Source organism: Exiguobacterium sp. s40 (assembly GCF_018617905.1).
Classification (GTDB): domain Bacteria; phylum Bacillota; class Bacilli; order Exiguobacteriales; family Exiguobacteriaceae; genus Exiguobacterium; species Exiguobacterium mexicanum_A.
This window is the reverse complement of record NZ_JACSLC010000013.1, coordinates 1-16,625: the sequence shown is the minus strand read 5'-3', so window position 1 is coordinate 16,625 and position 16,625 is coordinate 1. Positions and strand designations below refer to the sequence as shown.

Sequence of the window (16,625 nt, the reverse complement as noted above, 5' to 3'; positions counted from 1 at the left end):
GAGACATTGAACTTTCGCCCGCTTGACCGCGAAGACGTCAAACCGCTCCAACGACTGTTCATGGAGAGTCTGAGTGACTTGATTCGGCGAGAACAGTTTGAGGATGCCGATCTATTGGATGAAGAAGTAGAGCGATTGAACACGACCGTTCAGGACAGTTTCGAGGACGAGTCCGTTCAAATTTTCGTTGTCGTAAAAGACGACGTCATCGTGGGCACAGCGGCGATTTTACCTCCCAATGACATCATTACTGCCCATATCGACGTCGAACCGAACACGCCAGAAGTCGGTTGCATGTACGTGTCGCCTACGTCCCAACGTCAAGGGGTAGGTCACTTCTTGATTGAGAACATCAAACGACAATTGTCAGCGAACGGACAGACGGCGTTTTACTTGGATGCTGGCTTCCCGACGTCTCAAGCCTATTGGGAAAAGCGGATCGGGCCGCCGACGTTGACGCTTGACCATTACTGGGGAACTGGCGCACCGCATAAGATTTGGCGTTGTACGACTACAGAAAAAGAGACCTGATCGCATATGCGGTCAGGTCTCTTGCTTATTTATAAGTGCTCATGAATTGATGAATCCCAGAAGCGGTGGCGTCTGCCATCCGTTGCCGGTAAGTGGTGCTCGTCAAATGCGAGCGGTCGTTTGCGTTGCTGATGAACCCGTATTCGACGAGTGTCGAAGGGACGCTGTTCTTTCCAACGACGTAAACGTTTTGATACTTCACGCCACGGTTACGGATTGTCGGGATACGGGCACCGAGTTCACGGTTGATGGCCGCCCCTAGACTCCGGCTAGCCGAGATGTATGGGTTCGTCGTATAGCTTTCTCCGGTCGGCACGAGTACTTCATGACCGTGGTAAGACGTATTCGTCGAAGAGTTGTTGTGAATGCTGACAAAGGCGCTGCCTTTATACGACTTCGTCAATTCGACGCGTTGTGCGAGCGACAAGTAGACATCGTTCGTGCGTGTCATCCGTGCGTTATAGCCATATGTATTCGAGAGCGTACTCGCGAGACGTGCGGCAATGTCGAACGCAATCACTTTTTCGTAAGATGAGCCGTAGACAGCTCCAGGGTCGTTTCCACCGTGTCCGGCATCGATCACAATCGTACGTCCCGTACCCGTGGACGTCGTCGGTGTCGTCGTCGTTGAAACCTTTACGTATTGGGAAGACACATATCCAGTCTTGCCACCGTAGCTGACTTTGTACCAGGAACCATAAGTGCCGAGATAAGTGACAGCTTTACCGCTTGGGACTGTCACGAGAACGGTAGCGGATGTAGATGCGCTTTGGCGTAGGTTCAGGTTGACGGTAGTCGTGTAGGTTTTTGTGGAGCTTGTTGTCGTCGGTGTCGTCGTCGTTGAAACCTTTACGTACTGGGAAGAAACGTATCCAGTCTTGCCACCGTAGCTGACTTTGTACCAAGAACCGTAAGTGCCGAGATAAGTGACAGCCTTACCGCTTGGGATTGTCACAAGAACGGTAGCGGATGTAGAGGCGCTTTGGCGTAGGTTCAGGTTGGCGGTAGTCGTGTAGGTTTTTGTGGAGCTTGTTGTGGAGCTTGTTGTGGAGCTTGTTGTCGTCGGTGTCGTCGTCGTTGAAACCTTTACGTATTGGGAAGACACATATCCAGTCTTGCCACCGTAGCTGACTTTGTACCAAGAACCGTAAGTGCCGAGATAGGTCACTGCCTTACCGCTTGGGATTGTCACAAGAACGGTAGCGGATGTAGAGGCGCTTTGGCGTAGGTTCAGGTTGGCGGTAGTCGTGTAGGTTTTTGTGGAACTAGTCGTTGTCGTGCTAGTCGTTGAAACCTTTACGTACTGGGAAGAAACGTATCCAGTCTTGCCACCGTAGCTGACTTTGTACCAAGAACCGTAAGTACCGAGATAAGTGACAGCTTTGCCGCTTGGGATTGTCACGAGAATTGTAGCAGATGTGGATGCGCTCTTACGTAAGTTCAGGTTAGCAGTGGTAGTATATGTTGAGGCAGCTTCGACTTGGCCTATTTCGAAGTACTGTGATGTCAAATCAGATGGAATGGCAACCAGTCCTCCTAAAACGATAGACGAGCTAAGTAATAGTTTAAGATTCCAAGATGGTTTCGATATGTTCAAACAATATCCGCTCCTTTAATTGAGAATATGAAATGAAATTTTTTATCATGTCTCCGTTATTATATAAGGAAACAAGAAAAAAATGGAGGTTAATATGTAAATTGCTTTACTTTTTTTGAAATTTATAAAAAAGTAAAGTAGAAATGAAAAAGAGACGCTAGTAGGCGTCTCTTTTTCAGATTAAGTAAGGCGAGGGAAATCATCAGCGAATGTTTTGATAGGCTCTTCGATTTTCGTAAGGCGTGGAAAATCATCTGCAAATTTTTGAATAGGAGCCTCAAGTTTAGTTAGACGTGGAAAATCGTCTGCTAATGGCTTGAAAGAAGTTCCGAGTAAAAAGAGTGCTGTGGCAATAAAGAAAATTCCAGTTAATTTTTTCATGATAATTCCTCCAATGTAGGGTGGTGTATTTTGTAAGTTGCGATCCCTAGTATGATTTTACTCAGAAAATGGTGATTCTAGCAATGAATAAATCGCATCAGATTGTTGTTCAATGCGAGTTTCTAAGTCACCAATGTACTGTTGAGGCATGTTTGGTTCGTGTAAAATAAATTTGTCATTATTTTCTTTTGTGCTTGATGACAAAATCGGAACGTTTGCTTCTTGACTAAGTAAGGTGCTGCACAAAGGAGTAAATCTATTTTTAAATTGTGTAAGTGGTTCTGGATTCCAACAAATAGAGGCTTCAGGAAGAACATATAAGATATGACCTTCTTTTAATAGTGCTAAACACTGTTTAAGAACACTATCATATGCTTGTTCTATATTTATATATCCGAATTCTTGGAAATGTTTCTCATAGACGGTTTTAGAACTGCGCTTTAGAATGGAAAGAGATAGTTCAGGACCTAAAACATAAACGCGCTTGTACATTTTGTTTTCTTTCAATGTTTTAGCTATGAGTCGTGGTAAAGTTTGATAGTAATCAACTTGGAAAGCGTTAACTATAAAACCTGTTGATGAACGTAACAATTGGGTTAAATGTTCTAATCCTTCAAATTGACTTCGATCAGACGAAGAGTATGATGCATCAAAGATGTTTTGTTGTTTTGATTGAAAATAGATTTTTGGTTTAATGTAGTCTTCAGCAAGCAAGAAGTTTAACTTTCCCATATGCTATATTCACCTCCATTATTAAATGTCCATATTTTCTGGTGGTAGATTGTTAATAAACCAATGGACCTAAATTGAGAACTAATATATTAGTTCTTATTTAAATCTTAACATGTATATTAGGTCATTCGTTTAGTAGTCGGTTGGGAAAATTAGTGCAAAAAGCATCGGATTTTTTGAGGTTTTTAGCTTCCATTTTCCTAAACAGCAGGAAATAGCGAATAATTAATACAAAAACTAATCATATTTGGGACGAAGGAGCTACTACTTAAGATGGAATATAACTACGGTAACCTTATTAAAGTAGAGCGTATGCGTAAGAACATGAAGCAATCTGTCTTAGCGAGAGGTATTTGTTCCATATCGTATTTAAGTAAGATTGAGAATAATCAAACGACACCTAGTGAAGAAGTACTAGAATTGATTTTTGAAAAGTTGAATATAAATGTCCCTGTTTATTTTGATTTTAGTCAACAAGTTGATAAAGTCAGAGAAGAAATTCAAAGTATTTTAAAAGAAGCAGTTCTAACGAGAAGAGATGAAGATAGAAGAAAGCAGATTGAAAAATACATTTCTAATCCAGTAGTTAATCAATCGAAAGAATTATATATTATGTTACTGATTACATTGGCAAGATTCGATTTGATGCCTGGAGGAAAAGGGCGTTATTTAAACGAACTTGGGTGGCTTGAAGACCAATTAGATCGAGACAATAAAATCAGATATTTGCTCATGCAAAGTTTGACCCATTTTCAATCAAACGATAAGGAATCATCATTGCAGCTTTTAGAGCAACTAAATGAACAATTGCCTACATCGAATATTCCTGATTGGGAGATTGCAGATATGCGATATATCATGGGGGGATTGTATTATAAATCGACGGATTATTTACAAGCTATTGAGAACGTTAAATTTGCACTTGGATATTTTAAAGATAATTTTTATGTAGAAAGAATCATTGAGTGTCATTTAATCATCGGGCTTTCTTACAAAAGAAGAAAACGCTATTCAGAATCATTGTCTCATTACGAACGAGCTACTAAAGTCACTAGTGCAACTGACTTAAAATATTATAATGGCATGTTGTATAACAATATGGGGGAAATTTATTCTTTATTAGGTAACCAAGAAAAGGCGTTGGAGTATTTTCTTGAAAGTCTATCTTACAAGTCTGATTCCAAAAGCAAACTCTACAGCGTTCTTTCCTTAATCGAAGTTTATGCTGAACAAGAAGACTCAGATGGGGTTATAACATGGCTCGGTAATGGATATGAGATTATAGGGAATCATGAAGGTCTAGAAGAATTTCACCATCATTTTGAAGTTTATAAAAATTGTTATCAAGAACACGATAAATTAAAATTAATTAGTAGTTTAAAAAAAGCTGTTCAATATTTTGAGTCATTCGATGACTATCTATACACAAACAAATACGCACTTTGGTTAGCGCGTGAGCTACGTGAAAATGGGAAGTATAAACTATCCACTGAATACTATGAAAAATCCATTGCGATTATGTCTCGATGGGATTAACGCCTCTCGAGGCGTTCTTTTTTTGCACAAAAAAAGAGACGCCCGAATCGTCTCTTGTCGTTTTATGGAGTGGTGAAATAATGAATCGTCCAAATCGGTTCGTTCATCAACGCTTCATCTTCCACATGGCCCGTTTGCACTTGTTGGAGCAAGTGAATGATGTGCTTTTGTAAATTGGCGTCGTGTGAGCCGCTTATCAAAATCCCATCTTCACTCGCGATGATATAAAATCCACCCAATCGCAACGGAATATGATTTCTTACAATCGACACGGCAGTCTGAAGTTCAGCTTGCCCGCCCTGCAGTGGCACGTTTATATCAAAACGGCCCCATTGTTTAAAGTCGCCTACTTCTGAAAACGGTGGGTCGCGATGATCCAACTCCATGACCTCCAATCTTGTCTGTCTCTTCCTTACTAGTATAACTCTTTTTTTAAATTTTACCTGCGAGAATAATGGGAAGGGTGTAGTGACGTCGCCTCAGGTTCTCGGTGTTACTCTTTTTCTAGATTATGCCAAAACATTCCTGCAAAAAAGAGAAGCGACGATATAAAAACACGACCGGAATGAATCCGGCCGCGCTCATTGATGAATCGCCTCTTTTGACGTCGGGAGCTCACAGACAAAGGTGCTGCCTTCACCGTAGATCGATTCGACATGTAAATGTCCGTCGTGCGCTTTGGCGATCTCTTTACAGATGGCGAGACCGAGGCCTGTTCCGCCGATTTTCCGGCGGTCCGAGTTGTCGACTCGGTAAAATTTGCCGAACAAGTTCGGCAAGGCGGAAGAAGGGATGCCCATCCCGTTATCCCGGACTTTCATGACGACTTGTCCTTCGAGTCGTTCCAACGAGACGAGCACGTTGCCGCCTTCAGGTGAATACTTGATGGCGTTACTGAGCAAGTTACCGAGCAACTGCCGCATTCCTTCTAAGTCAGCTTCGATTTTGAAGTCTTGTCCGACGTCGGCATCGAGATGTAAATGATGCGAGTCGGTCGTTTCTTGATAGAAGCTGATGCTGTCACGGGCAAGGTCGAGAAGGTCTACCGTTTTCCATTCGAACGTCTGTTTCCCGGCCTCCATCTTTTGCAGGTCGAGGAAGTCGTTTACCAAGTAGGAGAGACGCTTCGCTTCGTCATGGATAGTCTTCAAATACAATTCGCGACGTTTTTCTTTTAAGTCACGCTCGAGCATCAGTTCCGTGAACCCATAAATCGATGACAAAGGGGTTCTCAGTTCGTGTGAGACTGTTGAGACGAGCTCTGACTTCATCCGGTCAATCTCGGTCTCGGCCGTCACATCACGCAACACGAGCATCGTGCCGTGAATCTTCCCATCCCGGTAAATGCTCTCGGCATATACTTGAAGGAAGCAATCGCCTTGATCGAGCGAGACGGACAGGCCATCTTCTGGCGGGTCTTGGTCGAACACGCGCTCGATGTAGCTAATAAAACGATCCCGTTGATCGACGCGTTCCGCCCACTGTTCGATATCGATCGAGACGGTAGTCAGTTGCTCGTAGCCTTGATACTCGAATTGCAACTCGTCGAACATACGGATGAATGCGCGGTTTCCGACAACGCTGTTCTCCTCGTAGTTGAGGTATAAGATGGCTTCACGTACTGAATTGATGAGCTGAGCCGTCTCTTTCCGGTCTTGTTGCATTTGGCGATAAAGTTGGGTCCGCAAGAGAGAAATCGCCAACTGGTTTGCAAACGCGTTTAATTCCGAAGTTTCGCTCGCGTCGAACTGTTCGTCGTAGCACGTTAAATAAAGACATCCGATCATGTTGCTGTCTGACGGGTCTTTAACGGGGATGACCGTTTCATGAATGTAATACGGGTGTTCATGAATTTCGTCGGCAATCTTTTTAGATGTCGCTTCTAACGATTTAGAGATCATGACGCGTTTCAACAGAAGAGACTTGGTCTTTAAATCTTCTTGTTGATCTTCCGTCATGCCTTTTGGTACGACTGAAACAATTTCGCCGTCCTTGATGATAAGTAGAGCCCCGAACTCTGCTTCAGTCAACAAGACGATTTTTTCGATGACCGATGAATAATCAAAGAGTGACTCTTTCGAGGCGAGCACTTCAATCAGTTCGTTACGGTACTGCAGTTTTGTTTCGTTTTGTTTAGATGCTTCGAGCACCGACTGCATCTCTTGTTGCTTCGCATGCATCTTTTCATTTTGAGTCGATATCCGTTTGATGAGCGGTCGACCAATCAATAAGATGGCACCGATAAACATGATGAGGCCGATCATCCAAATCCAACGCAACGACAACAATTCAGTGGGTGATACCGCTCCGTCTCGAACGACCCAAGCGCCAATTGCCGTTAAGACAAGACTCATAGCACAGACTCCGTAGAGGATGCCGAGTATTTGACGACTGTTCAATTGTTCAATCCACTTGCCCATAATACGCTCTACTTCCTTCCTTAACTAAAACCATCTTCAATTCAATCGTCATAACCGAAATATACAAAAAGAAAAATCAGATGAACACCGAACTGCTCAAGCGATGTGCCATCAGATGATTGTCTGTTTAATTGTCATATCTAGACGGATATACCCCGTATTTCATCATCCTACACATTCCGATGTGCTCACGTTTGACACGTCCGCTGTGAACGGGATAGTTTGAACCTATAGTCGAATCCAAAGGAGTGCTATCGTATGCTATCGATTGAACCTTCAGCTTTAACCGAACGTGACGCGTATAAATTTTTGATTGGAAGTGTCGTACCGCGCCCAATCGCATTTGTGACGACACGAAACGGAGAGACGATTAACGCCGCCCCGTTCAGTTATTTCAATATCGTCGCTTCCGAACCACCACTTCTCTCGGTGTCGGTTCAACGGAAGGGCGGTGTCATGAAAGACACGGCTCGAAACGCTGTCGCGACCGAAGAACTCGTCATCCATGTCGTAGACGAAACGAATGTGACCCTCGTCAATGAGACGGCAGCCAATCTAGGACCCGAGGAAAGCGAACTTGAGCGGACGGCCTTCACCATCGTGCCTAGCGACGTCGTGGAGACACCGGGTGTGAAAGAAGCCAAAATCCGGATGGAGTGTAAACTTCACCATCACGTGCCAATCGAACACGATGGCGTCGTGACAGCGGACTTGTTGATCGCTCGCGTCGTCCGTTTTCACATCGAGCCAGCACTTTATCATGCTGGACGCATCGATGCGGAACAACTGGCGCCGGTCAGTCGTCTCGCGGGCAACTTTTATGCGACCCTCGGGGACACTTTTGAAATCGAACGTCCAAAATAAACGTCATGGCGCCTGCTCAAATCAGAGACAAGGCGCCTTTTTTCGGGTAAAGAATGGAAAACCGATTGGCGTGATGGTTTTCTTTCACACGAGCGCTTGAATATGTCACAATAAAGTCAGAACATTCAATTTTCGAACGCTTCAGCGATTAGAGAAAAAAGGGGAGTCGGCTATGTCCTATCGTCCAGCCATTCAATCAATCATCAATGCCATTGAAACGGTGATCGTCGGGAAAGAAGATGTCATCGCAAAAAGTTTGACTGCGTTGCTTGCCGGAGGTCACGTATTGTTAGAGGACGTGCCCGGGGTCGGGAAGACGATGCTCGTTCGTACGTTTAGTCGTGCCATTGATTTGGATTTTAAACGCGTTCAGTTCACTCCGGACATGTTGCCGTCCGACTTGACGGGGATCTCGATGTACAATCAAAAGACAAAAGAGTTCGAGTACCGTCCGGGACCTTTGATGGGGAACATCGTCTTGGCTGATGAAATCAACCGGACCTCTCCGAAAACGCAGTCGGCGTTACTCGAGGCGATGGCGGAGCGCAGTGTGACCGTCGATGGGGAAGTCAAAATCTTACCTTCCCCGTTCTTCGTCATGGCGACACAAAACCCGATTGAACATGAAGGAACATACCCGCTCCCGGAAGCCCAGCTTGACCGATTCCTTCTTAAAATCGAGATGGGGTACCCGTCGTTCAATGAAGAAATCTCTTTGTTGACCCGTTTCGAAAAGGCAGAGCCGCTCGAGGCGCTCCAAAGTGTCATCACGAAACACGAAGTCGAACAGATGCAACGTGACGTGCGTGACGTGCATGTCTCGAGTGCGGTCAAACAGTATATCGTCCGCTTGATCCATGAGTCGCGCAACGACCCGAACACGTACCTCGGGGGTAGTCCGCGTGCGACGCTCGCTCTGATGAAGGCTGCTCAGGCGTGGGCGTATATCCATAACCGTGATTTCGTCTTGCCAGATGACGTGAAGGCGCTCGCGGGTAGTGTGCTCGGTCACCGTATCTTGTTGACGGCAGAGGCGCGTTATAAAGGGAAAACGGCCGAACAGCTCGTCAAAGGTTGGCTCGACTCGCTACCGGTCCCGATGGATCGTGAGGTCAAAGAAGTATGAAAAATTGGGTGAAGCTGTTCCTCGTGTGGGCGGCGGCATTCGGACTTTACGCGTTCGCCCGGATCGAAGGGAGTATCGTCGCCTCGACACTTTGGTGGTCATTTTTCGTTTTGGCGGCGTATTGGACAATCTTTATGATTTACCCGGTCACGGCAGCCAACGTCTCGCGGCGAATCACGACGAAACGGCTCGTCTCGGGCCAAACGATGGACGTAGAACTGCAAGTGGAGCGGAAGTATCCGTTTCTTGTCGGGGTCGTCACGTTAGAAGAGACACCACCGCCTCGTCTCGCTACATCGACGGACGTGATTGTTACCCCGGTCGACCGCTTTTTTCGGCGAACAGAGACGGTGCATTACGAAATCGAACAGATCCGCCGGGGGATCCACGTGTTCGATCGGACGGTCCTTCACGTACGTGACGTGTTCGGGTTATTCGATCGTAAACGGACGTTGCGGCTCGAGACGGTCGTCGAAGTGTCGCCGGCTGAACTTCCGTTCGATTTGCCGCGTGATGAGCAGGTCGGTGGGCGTGGCGAACAGTACCGGCGCACGCGGACATATACAGAAGTAGCGAACACGACGAGCGGTGTCCGGGAATACGCGGCCGGTGACCGCATCGGCCGGATTGACTGGAAGGCCTCGGCTCGTCGAGATAACTTGATGACGAAAACGTTCGATCAAGAGCAGGAGAAAAAACTCTCGCTCGTCTTCGTCCCGTCCACATCTGCCGGACACGAAGAAGCGTTCGAACGATCGCTGTCGTTACTCGTCGGCGCGATTCGGCAACTTGAACGGAAAAACTTGCCGTTTGAACTGTATGTCATCGAAGAACAGGTCCGCCTTTTCCATTTGCCGGACCAAAGCGCCGAGGTCGGGCATTACTTGCTGACGGCGACGCCGGAACCGGAAGGACATCTCGTTGAACGAGTGAAGCGTAACTTGCCGCAAGAGGTCGGAAACTTGATTTTAATCAGCCCGCTCGAAACGAAATGGGTACGCGAAATCATGAATGAGACCCAAGGCAGCTATCACTTGTACACGGCGAATGAGGTGACGACATGACGATGTGGGTGAAACGGATTGTCTATACGGCACTTGCCGCTTACTTGTTGTCGTTTTGGGTCGAGCCGATTGTCGGAAGCACGACGTTCGACGTCAATTGGCCGTTCCTGTTTTTACTCCTCGTACCGATGTTTGCGAGCTTGTTGCCTTGGTATGGGTTCATCGCTGTGGTTGTCCTCAACTTCTTTACCATCTTGTACGTGTATCACGGCAGTATCTTAGATTGGTTTGGGCTCTGGCTAGAAGATTTGAGTGGCGTGCTGAGCGGGGCTTTACCAGAAGAAGCAATTTTCTTCTCGGCGATGGCGCTCATCGGTGTCCTATTCGCCATCTTGGTCGGACGGACGTATCCAAGCTATGGTTTCGTCCTCGGGATGATCGTCTCGACGCTCGGATTGATGGCGTACTTTGACACATGGACGCTTTATGACGGAGAAGGAAAAATACTACTTGCGATTTTAGCGTCACTCTTATTACTCTTCGTGACCGATTTGGCGAAACGGCCGAGCAAGTCGCTCGTCCGCTATGTCAGTATCGCTCTCCTCGCTTCGGTCGTGTTGGCGCTCGCGAGCGTGTCGCCGACGATTGAAGGGGACTGGTCCGATCGGTTGACGACGAGTTTCCAAAACGCTGGCAACGATGAAGGGTCAGGCAGCGGTCGAGTCGGCTACGGGGTGAACGATGAGCAACTCGGTGGACCGTTCGAACAGGATGACGGGATCGTCTTCATCGCCCGTGGTGTACCGGCACGCTACTGGCGCATCGAATCAAAAGAGATTTACACCGGTAAAGGTTGGGTCGAGTCCCCGGTCCTCGACTCGGACTACAACCGCGGCCAGCTCGTCGACCCGGACGTCGATACGACGCCTGAACAGGCGCTGCTCCGATTCGACCGGCGTCAAACGTTCGTCCCGTATGGCGGGGAGTATCCACAAGCGACCGAGACGGAAAATGGGACCGAATTCAGGGTCGGCAGTATCGAGGAGCCGTTCCCGAACGAGACGATTCACATCCGTCCGTCCGGAAAGATTGTCTTCGACAATGATGGCCAAACGACGCCGCAGACGATTCAACTTCGCTACAGCGTCCCTTCCTTTACTGAAGAGCAACTGGCATTGAACGAACCGGTTACGACGTTGACGGAAGAAGAACGGCAGGCGTACTTGCAACTGCCGGACTCGCTTCCGGATCGGGTCCGCGACTTGTCGGCCGATATCACGGGCGACAGTGAGACACCTTACGACCAAGCCCAAGCGGTTCAAGCCTACTTCCAATCTGGAGATTTCCAATACAATACGGAAGACGTCGCCGTCCCGGAAGGGGATACCGATTACGTCGATCAATTTTTGTTTGATACGTTGATTGGGTACTGCGACAACTTCTCGACCTCGGCCGCTGTCCTTCTACGGGCGAGCGGGGTGCCGACGCGTTGGGTCAAAGGCTTCACGATGGGTGATGCGCGCGGGGTCATTCAAGGGGAAGAAGAATACACGGTCCGGAACCGTCACGCTCACTCATGGGTAGAATATTTCGTGGAAGGCGCAGGCTGGGTCCCGCTTGAGGCGACGATCAGTTTCTCGGACGCCAACTTACTTCAAATCGAGACGGAGGACGAAACGAATTCAGAAGACCCGGCAGCCAACGATCCACAAGCATCGCAAGACAATGAGCAGACGAACCGTCCACAGGAAGATTTGGCACTCGATGATGTCACATCAGGTGAGGCGGCAACGGAGAATTGGAATATGCCGGTCTGGGGTTGGGTGTTGATTGTCTTTACGGTCGCCGTTCTCGTATGGAACCGAAAATCGATTGAACGCCTCGTCCTGATGCTTTGGTGGACACGGCGTCCATTGAATGAAAACCGACTCGTCGCCATGCATCGATATCTAGTTAAACGACTCCGCGGAGCAGGCTTCAAAGTCGACGGGCGCACGCCGTCCGAACTCGCTGCAGAGGTCGATGCCTATTATGAGTCGACCGAAATGACGAGATTGACCCGTCTGTTCGAGCAAAGTATCTATGCCGACCAAACACCGAATTCAAAATATAAAGAATATTGGAAAATCATGATTCGTCGAATTATAAGTTGAAGTAGGCGGATGCATACAGTAAGATAGACGCATTAGTTAGATAATTGAACAGCATTCCTTCGTATATACTCGCAAATTGGCGCGAGAGTCTCTACCGGACCACCGTAAATGGACCGACTATGAAGGAGCACGTTTCGTATACACAGAAAAGGGCGTGCTTCTTCTTCGGTTTAGTGAATCCGTGGGAGAAGCTCGCTCTTTTTTTGAGAAGAAGGCAGAAAGGTGGAGGTTTTGTGAAAATAGAACAAGAGATGATTTTGGTGCTCGACTTTGGAGGCCAGTACAACCAGTTGATCACACGTCGTGTGCGTGACCTTGGCGTATATAGTGAGCTTCATTCCCACAAGATGACCGCTGCTGAGATTCGTGAACTGGCTCCGGCCGGGATTATTTTCTCGGGTGGACCGAACAGTGTGTACGCGGAAGGCGCATATCGCTGTGACCCAGAAATTTTCGAACTCGGGATTCCGATTTTCGGGATCTGTTACGGCATGCAGCTCATGACGCATCACTTCGGTGGACGTGTCGAGCGGGCCGCACATCGTGAATACGGGAAAGCGACGCTCTTCTCGACACCGGAAGCTTCGGCCCTCTACAAGGATCTTCCAGTGGAACATACTGTTTGGATGAGTCACGGTGACCTCGTCATGGAAGCACCGCCAGGATTTATCGTTGATGGGACGAACCCTTCTTGTCCGGTCGCCTCAATCAAGAGTGATGACCTCAAGATGTATGGGGTGCAGTATCACCCGGAAGTCCGTCACTCGGAGTACGGAAACGACATCTTGAAAAACTTCATCTATGAAGTGTGTGGTGCCAAAGGCGAATGGTCGATGGAAAACTTCATCGACATCGAAGTTGAGAAGATTCGTGAAATCGTCGGTGACAAGCAAGTTCTTTGCGCGTTGTCAGGCGGTGTTGACTCATCGGTCGTGGCGGCGCTCGTTCACCGCGCGATCGGCGACCAGTTGACATGTATGTTCGTCGACCATGGCTTGCTCCGTAAAAACGAAGCGGACAGCGTCATGAAGACGTTCGCGGACGGATTTAACATGAAAGTCATCAAAATCGATGCACGTGATCGTTTCATGGCGAAACTAGCCGGCGTCTCAGATCCAGAACAAAAGCGTAAAATCATCGGCAACGAGTTCATCTACGTGTTTGACGAAGAAGCGTCTAAACTTGTGGACATGGACTTCCTTGCCCAAGGTACGCTCTACACGGATATCATCGAGAGTGGAACAGATACGGCACAAACGATCAAGTCGCACCATAACGTCGGTGGACTTCCAGAAGATATGAACTTCACGTTGATCGAGCCGCTCAACACGCTCTTTAAAGACGAAGTACGTGAACTCGGTACTGAACTCGGATTGCCAGACTATATCGTATGGCGCCAACCGTTCCCGGGACCAGGTCTTGGCATTCGTGTTCTGGGTGAAATCACAGAAGAGAAACTCGAAATCGTGCGCGAATCTGATGCGATTTTGCGCGAAGAAGTGAAGAAAGCCGGTCTCGAACGTGATATTTGGCAATATTTCACGGTCCTTACACCGATTCGTTCAGTCGGCGTCATGGGCGACGAGCGGACGTATGACTATGCCGTCGGCGTACGTGCCGTCACATCAATTGATGGGATGACTTCGGATTGGGCCCGCATCCCATGGGATGTACTCGAGAAGATTTCGGTCCGTATCGTCAACGAAGTCAGTCACGTCAACCGTGTCCTGTACGACATCACATCGAAGCCACCAGCAACAATCGAGTGGGAATAATAGGCAGAGGGGAGCAATCCTCTCTGTTTTTATATGGAAAAACCGAACATTAGAATGAAATATTTGATTAAAATCCGTCATTACTGTTGACATTCATTTTTGACGTTGTTAAGATAAAAACGTTCTTATCATATCCGAACAATTAAAAATTATTTTGCCGTATAATATCGGGAATATGGCCCGAGAGTCTCTACGAAATCACCTTAAATGATTTCACTACGGCGAGACATAGATTCGGGGACGTATGTCCCTGTATGTTTCGCGTGGGGTCTCCGGTCATCGATCGGGGACCTTTTCTCGTTTTACGGCGAGCCAAGGAGGAAAATCAATGAGCACACAGCTCAAGCAAGAACCGCAACATCAACCGTCAGAAAGCCGAATCGAACGTCACTTCCAGTTGAAAGAACTTGGAACGAACGTGAAAACCGAACTCGTCGCAGGATTCACGACATTCTTGGCCATGGCTTACATCTTATTCGTCAACCCGAACGTGCTTGGTGCTGCTGGCATGAATCCGGGAGCCGTCTTCGTGGCAACTGGTCTCGTCGCACTGATTGGATCGGTCACGATGGGTCTATTCGCCAACTACCCGATCGCCATCGCGCCAGGTATGGGGCTTAACGCCTTCTTCGCCTACAGTGTCGTCATCGGCATGGGCATCCCTTGGCAGACGGCACTCTCGGGTGTTCTCGTCTCAGGACTGTTCTTTATCGCTTTGACGCTCTCGGGCATTCGCGAGACGGTTGTTAACGCGATTCCGGCTCCGCTTAAAATGGCGGTGGCTGCAGGAATTGGTTTCTTCATCGCCTTCATCGGCTTGAAAAATGCAGGAATTGTCGTTGCGAACGAAGCGACGCTTGTTAGTCTCGGTTCGCTCGGAACAGGAACTACGCTCCTCGCGGTATTCGGTCTTGTTGTAAGTGCATTGCTAATGGCACGAGACGTCAAAGGTGGCATTTTCATTGGGATGTTGTTGACGGCTATCGCGGGAATGATTTTTGGTCTCGTGCCGACACCGACTGCGATTTCAGATGTTGTATCGATGCCGCCGAGCATGTCTTCGACGTTCGGCCAAGCGTTCATTAACTTTGGTGATGTCTTCACACTTCAAATGCTTGTCGTCATCCTGACGTTCTTCTTCATCGACTTCTTCGATACAGCCGGCACGCTCGTCGCGGTGGCGCGTCAAGCTGGGATCATGAAAGAAAACAAAGTGCCGCGTGCGAGTAAGGCGCTCATGGCTGATTCGACTGCGACGGTTGCAGGTGCAATCTTTGGGACATCGACTGCGACATCATATGTAGAGTCGTCGGCGGGAGTTGCGGCGGGTGGTCGTACAGGGTTGACTGCTGTATTCGCAGGTTTATTCTTCGGATTGGCTTTGTTCTTCTCACCACTCTTAGCGGTTGTCACGGCACCGGTCACGGCACCGGCCTTGATTATTGTTGGTGTGTTGATGGCTTCAGCTCTCCTTGATATCGATTGGAAAAAAATCGAAATCGCGGTTCCGGCATTCTTAACGATTATCATGATGCCACTCACTTCGTCGATTGCGACGGGGATTGGGCTTGGGTTCATCTTGTACCCGCTCATGATGATCGCGAAAGGGAAGACAAAAGAGATTCACCCAATCATGTACGGAATGCTAGTCATATTCTTGGCGTACTTCATGTTCTTGCCACACGCGTAAATAAACGGAGCCGACTCGGTTATGAGTCGGCTTTTTTTGTATGCAGTGTTTTCGGGAAGGAACAGATCATACATCGTTGGTGCGTGGTTTCTGTAATGTGTTCATTGCGGATAAACGTGACACCTTGTGAGAGAACGCATCTGAAAATTTGATTGTGGCGAATGGTCCTGTTCCACCATTCCTTCGTGAAATGATGGTTTTCTTCATATATATGGTATTAAACAGTCGATGGTGTATTTAACCGCCATTCACCTACTAGGCAATTGTCCTCAATATATTGAAGGAGTTGAAACGTTTGAGCCGTTTGATTCGCGATTTGGAGATTCAAATAGTTGTAGCGTACGTGGCCTGTTTCCGAACGGTTGGTCTCTGCGAGAGTCTGGAAAGACATCATAGCTAGGAAGATAACGCTTGATTCCGGAAAGGGGACTATGGAGTGTGAGCAGTAGATTAGGTTAGATAGTTGGTACAATCCTCCCTTGACCCCGGTCGGTACTTTTCCGTAATGTAAAATCATTCCGTCGGTCGATCGTCTTCCAATCCTTGAGTCGGGCGAGGTGAAAAGGTGATTTAAAACTTTTTAAAGTTTTTTTAGAATAATGCTTGCCGTGTTATAGAAAGGGATGCTATAGTTATCTCTGTTGCCAGCGATGCTTACAACTTAGTAAACAAACTGGTTGACACACAATAATGACAAATGTTATTATCATTTAGTCGCCAAGAGCGACAGACGAACTTTGAAAACTGAACGATGAGGCAAAAAAAGTTTTACAATTTTTGAATGAAGCGCAAGCTTCGTCATTTTTAAAGAGCTAT

General features: G+C 47.5%; 13 protein-coding genes, 1 pseudogene and 2 riboswitches. Of the genes and pseudogenes, 8 read left to right on the top strand and 6 right to left on the bottom strand.

What is annotated here, in order from left to right; translation table 11 throughout:
• The first annotated feature begins 6 nt into the window (after window positions 1-6).
• On the top strand, window positions 7-531 hold the full coding sequence (locus tag KNP02_RS11365; protein WP_214709511.1) for a GNAT family N-acetyltransferase: 525 nt from the start codon (window positions 7-9) through the stop codon (window positions 529-531).
• Between the two features lie 25 nt (window positions 532-556).
• Here KNP02_RS11365 and KNP02_RS15095 read toward each other — a convergent pair whose 3' ends face one another.
• From KNP02_RS15095 to KNP02_RS11350, 4 genes and pseudogenes are all read right to left on the bottom strand, one after another.
• Window positions 557-1,114 (bottom strand): N-acetylmuramoyl-L-alanine amidase family protein, encoded by a 558-nt coding sequence (locus tag KNP02_RS15095; protein ID WP_308162318.1) that lies wholly within the window; start codon window positions 1,112-1,114, stop codon window positions 557-559.
• Between the two features lie 63 nt (window positions 1,115-1,177).
• Window positions 1,178-2,041 (bottom strand): annotated as a pseudogene (locus KNP02_RS15090) (SH3 domain-containing protein); the annotation flags it as partial.
• A 267-nt stretch (window positions 2,042-2,308) separates the two neighbouring features.
• On the bottom strand, window positions 2,309-2,509 hold the full coding sequence (locus tag KNP02_RS11355; RefSeq protein ID WP_214709515.1) for a hypothetical protein: 201 nt from the start codon (window positions 2,507-2,509) through the stop codon (window positions 2,309-2,311).
• A 57-nt stretch (window positions 2,510-2,566) separates the two neighbouring features.
• On the bottom strand, window positions 2,567-3,241 hold the full coding sequence (locus KNP02_RS11350; RefSeq protein ID WP_214709517.1) for a hypothetical protein: 675 nt from the start codon (window positions 3,239-3,241) through the stop codon (window positions 2,567-2,569).
• 273 nt (window positions 3,242-3,514) lie between these two features.
• Here KNP02_RS11350 and KNP02_RS11345 point away from each other — a divergent pair, with 273 nt between their 5' ends.
• Window positions 3,515-4,777 (top strand): tetratricopeptide repeat protein, encoded by a 1,263-nt coding sequence (locus tag KNP02_RS11345; RefSeq protein WP_214709519.1) that lies wholly within the window; start codon window positions 3,515-3,517, stop codon window positions 4,775-4,777.
• Between the two features lie 62 nt (window positions 4,778-4,839).
• Here the strand turns inward: KNP02_RS11345 and KNP02_RS11340 are convergent, their stop codons facing one another.
• Together KNP02_RS11340 and KNP02_RS11335 are read right to left on the bottom strand one after the other, a co-directional pair.
• Window positions 4,840-5,157 (bottom strand): hypothetical protein, encoded by a 318-nt coding sequence (locus tag KNP02_RS11340; protein WP_214709521.1) that lies wholly within the window; start codon window positions 5,155-5,157, stop codon window positions 4,840-4,842.
• A gap of 201 nt (window positions 5,158-5,358) precedes the next feature.
• Window positions 5,359-7,197, bottom strand: a complete 1,839-nt coding sequence (locus KNP02_RS11335; RefSeq protein ID WP_251129295.1) for an ATP-binding protein — start codon at window positions 7,195-7,197, stop codon at window positions 5,359-5,361.
• A gap of 258 nt (window positions 7,198-7,455) precedes the next feature.
• Between KNP02_RS11335 and KNP02_RS11330 the strand changes: the two genes are divergently transcribed.
• From KNP02_RS11330 to KNP02_RS11305, 6 genes are all read left to right on the top strand, one after another.
• Window positions 7,456-8,061: a flavin reductase family protein gene (locus KNP02_RS11330; RefSeq protein ID WP_214709523.1), complete on the top strand. Its 606-nt coding sequence runs from the start codon at window positions 7,456-7,458 to the stop codon at window positions 8,059-8,061.
• Between the two features lie 172 nt (window positions 8,062-8,233).
• Window positions 8,234-9,187, top strand: coding sequence for an AAA family ATPase (locus KNP02_RS11325; protein ID WP_214709525.1), 954 nt, complete (start codon window positions 8,234-8,236; stop codon window positions 9,185-9,187).
• Window positions 9,184-10,251, top strand: a complete 1,068-nt coding sequence (locus KNP02_RS11320) for a DUF58 domain-containing protein (RefSeq protein ID WP_214709527.1) — start codon at window positions 9,184-9,186, stop codon at window positions 10,249-10,251. The genes KNP02_RS11325 and KNP02_RS11320 overlap by 4 nt, the downstream gene beginning before the upstream one ends.
• Complete coding sequence (locus KNP02_RS11315) at window positions 10,248-12,344, top strand: transglutaminase domain-containing protein (RefSeq protein WP_214709529.1); 2,097 nt, start codon at window positions 10,248-10,250, stop codon at window positions 12,342-12,344. Before KNP02_RS11320 ends, KNP02_RS11315 begins: the two co-directional genes overlap by 4 nt.
• A 39-nt stretch (window positions 12,345-12,383) precedes the next feature.
• Window positions 12,384-12,484: riboswitch (purine riboswitch) on the top strand.
• Between the two features lie 111 nt (window positions 12,485-12,595).
• A complete protein-coding gene (gene guaA, locus KNP02_RS11310) occupies window positions 12,596-14,119 on the top strand; it encodes a glutamine-hydrolyzing GMP synthase (protein WP_034781662.1) in 1,524 nt (507 codons plus the stop codon).
• Window positions 14,120-14,256: 137 nt separating this feature from the next.
• Window positions 14,257-14,358: riboswitch (purine riboswitch) on the top strand.
• An 89-nt stretch (window positions 14,359-14,447) separates the two neighbouring features.
• A complete protein-coding gene (locus KNP02_RS11305) occupies window positions 14,448-15,809 on the top strand; it encodes an NCS2 family permease (RefSeq protein ID WP_251129294.1) in 1,362 nt (453 codons plus the stop codon).
• Window positions 15,810-16,625: the final 816 nt, after the last annotated feature.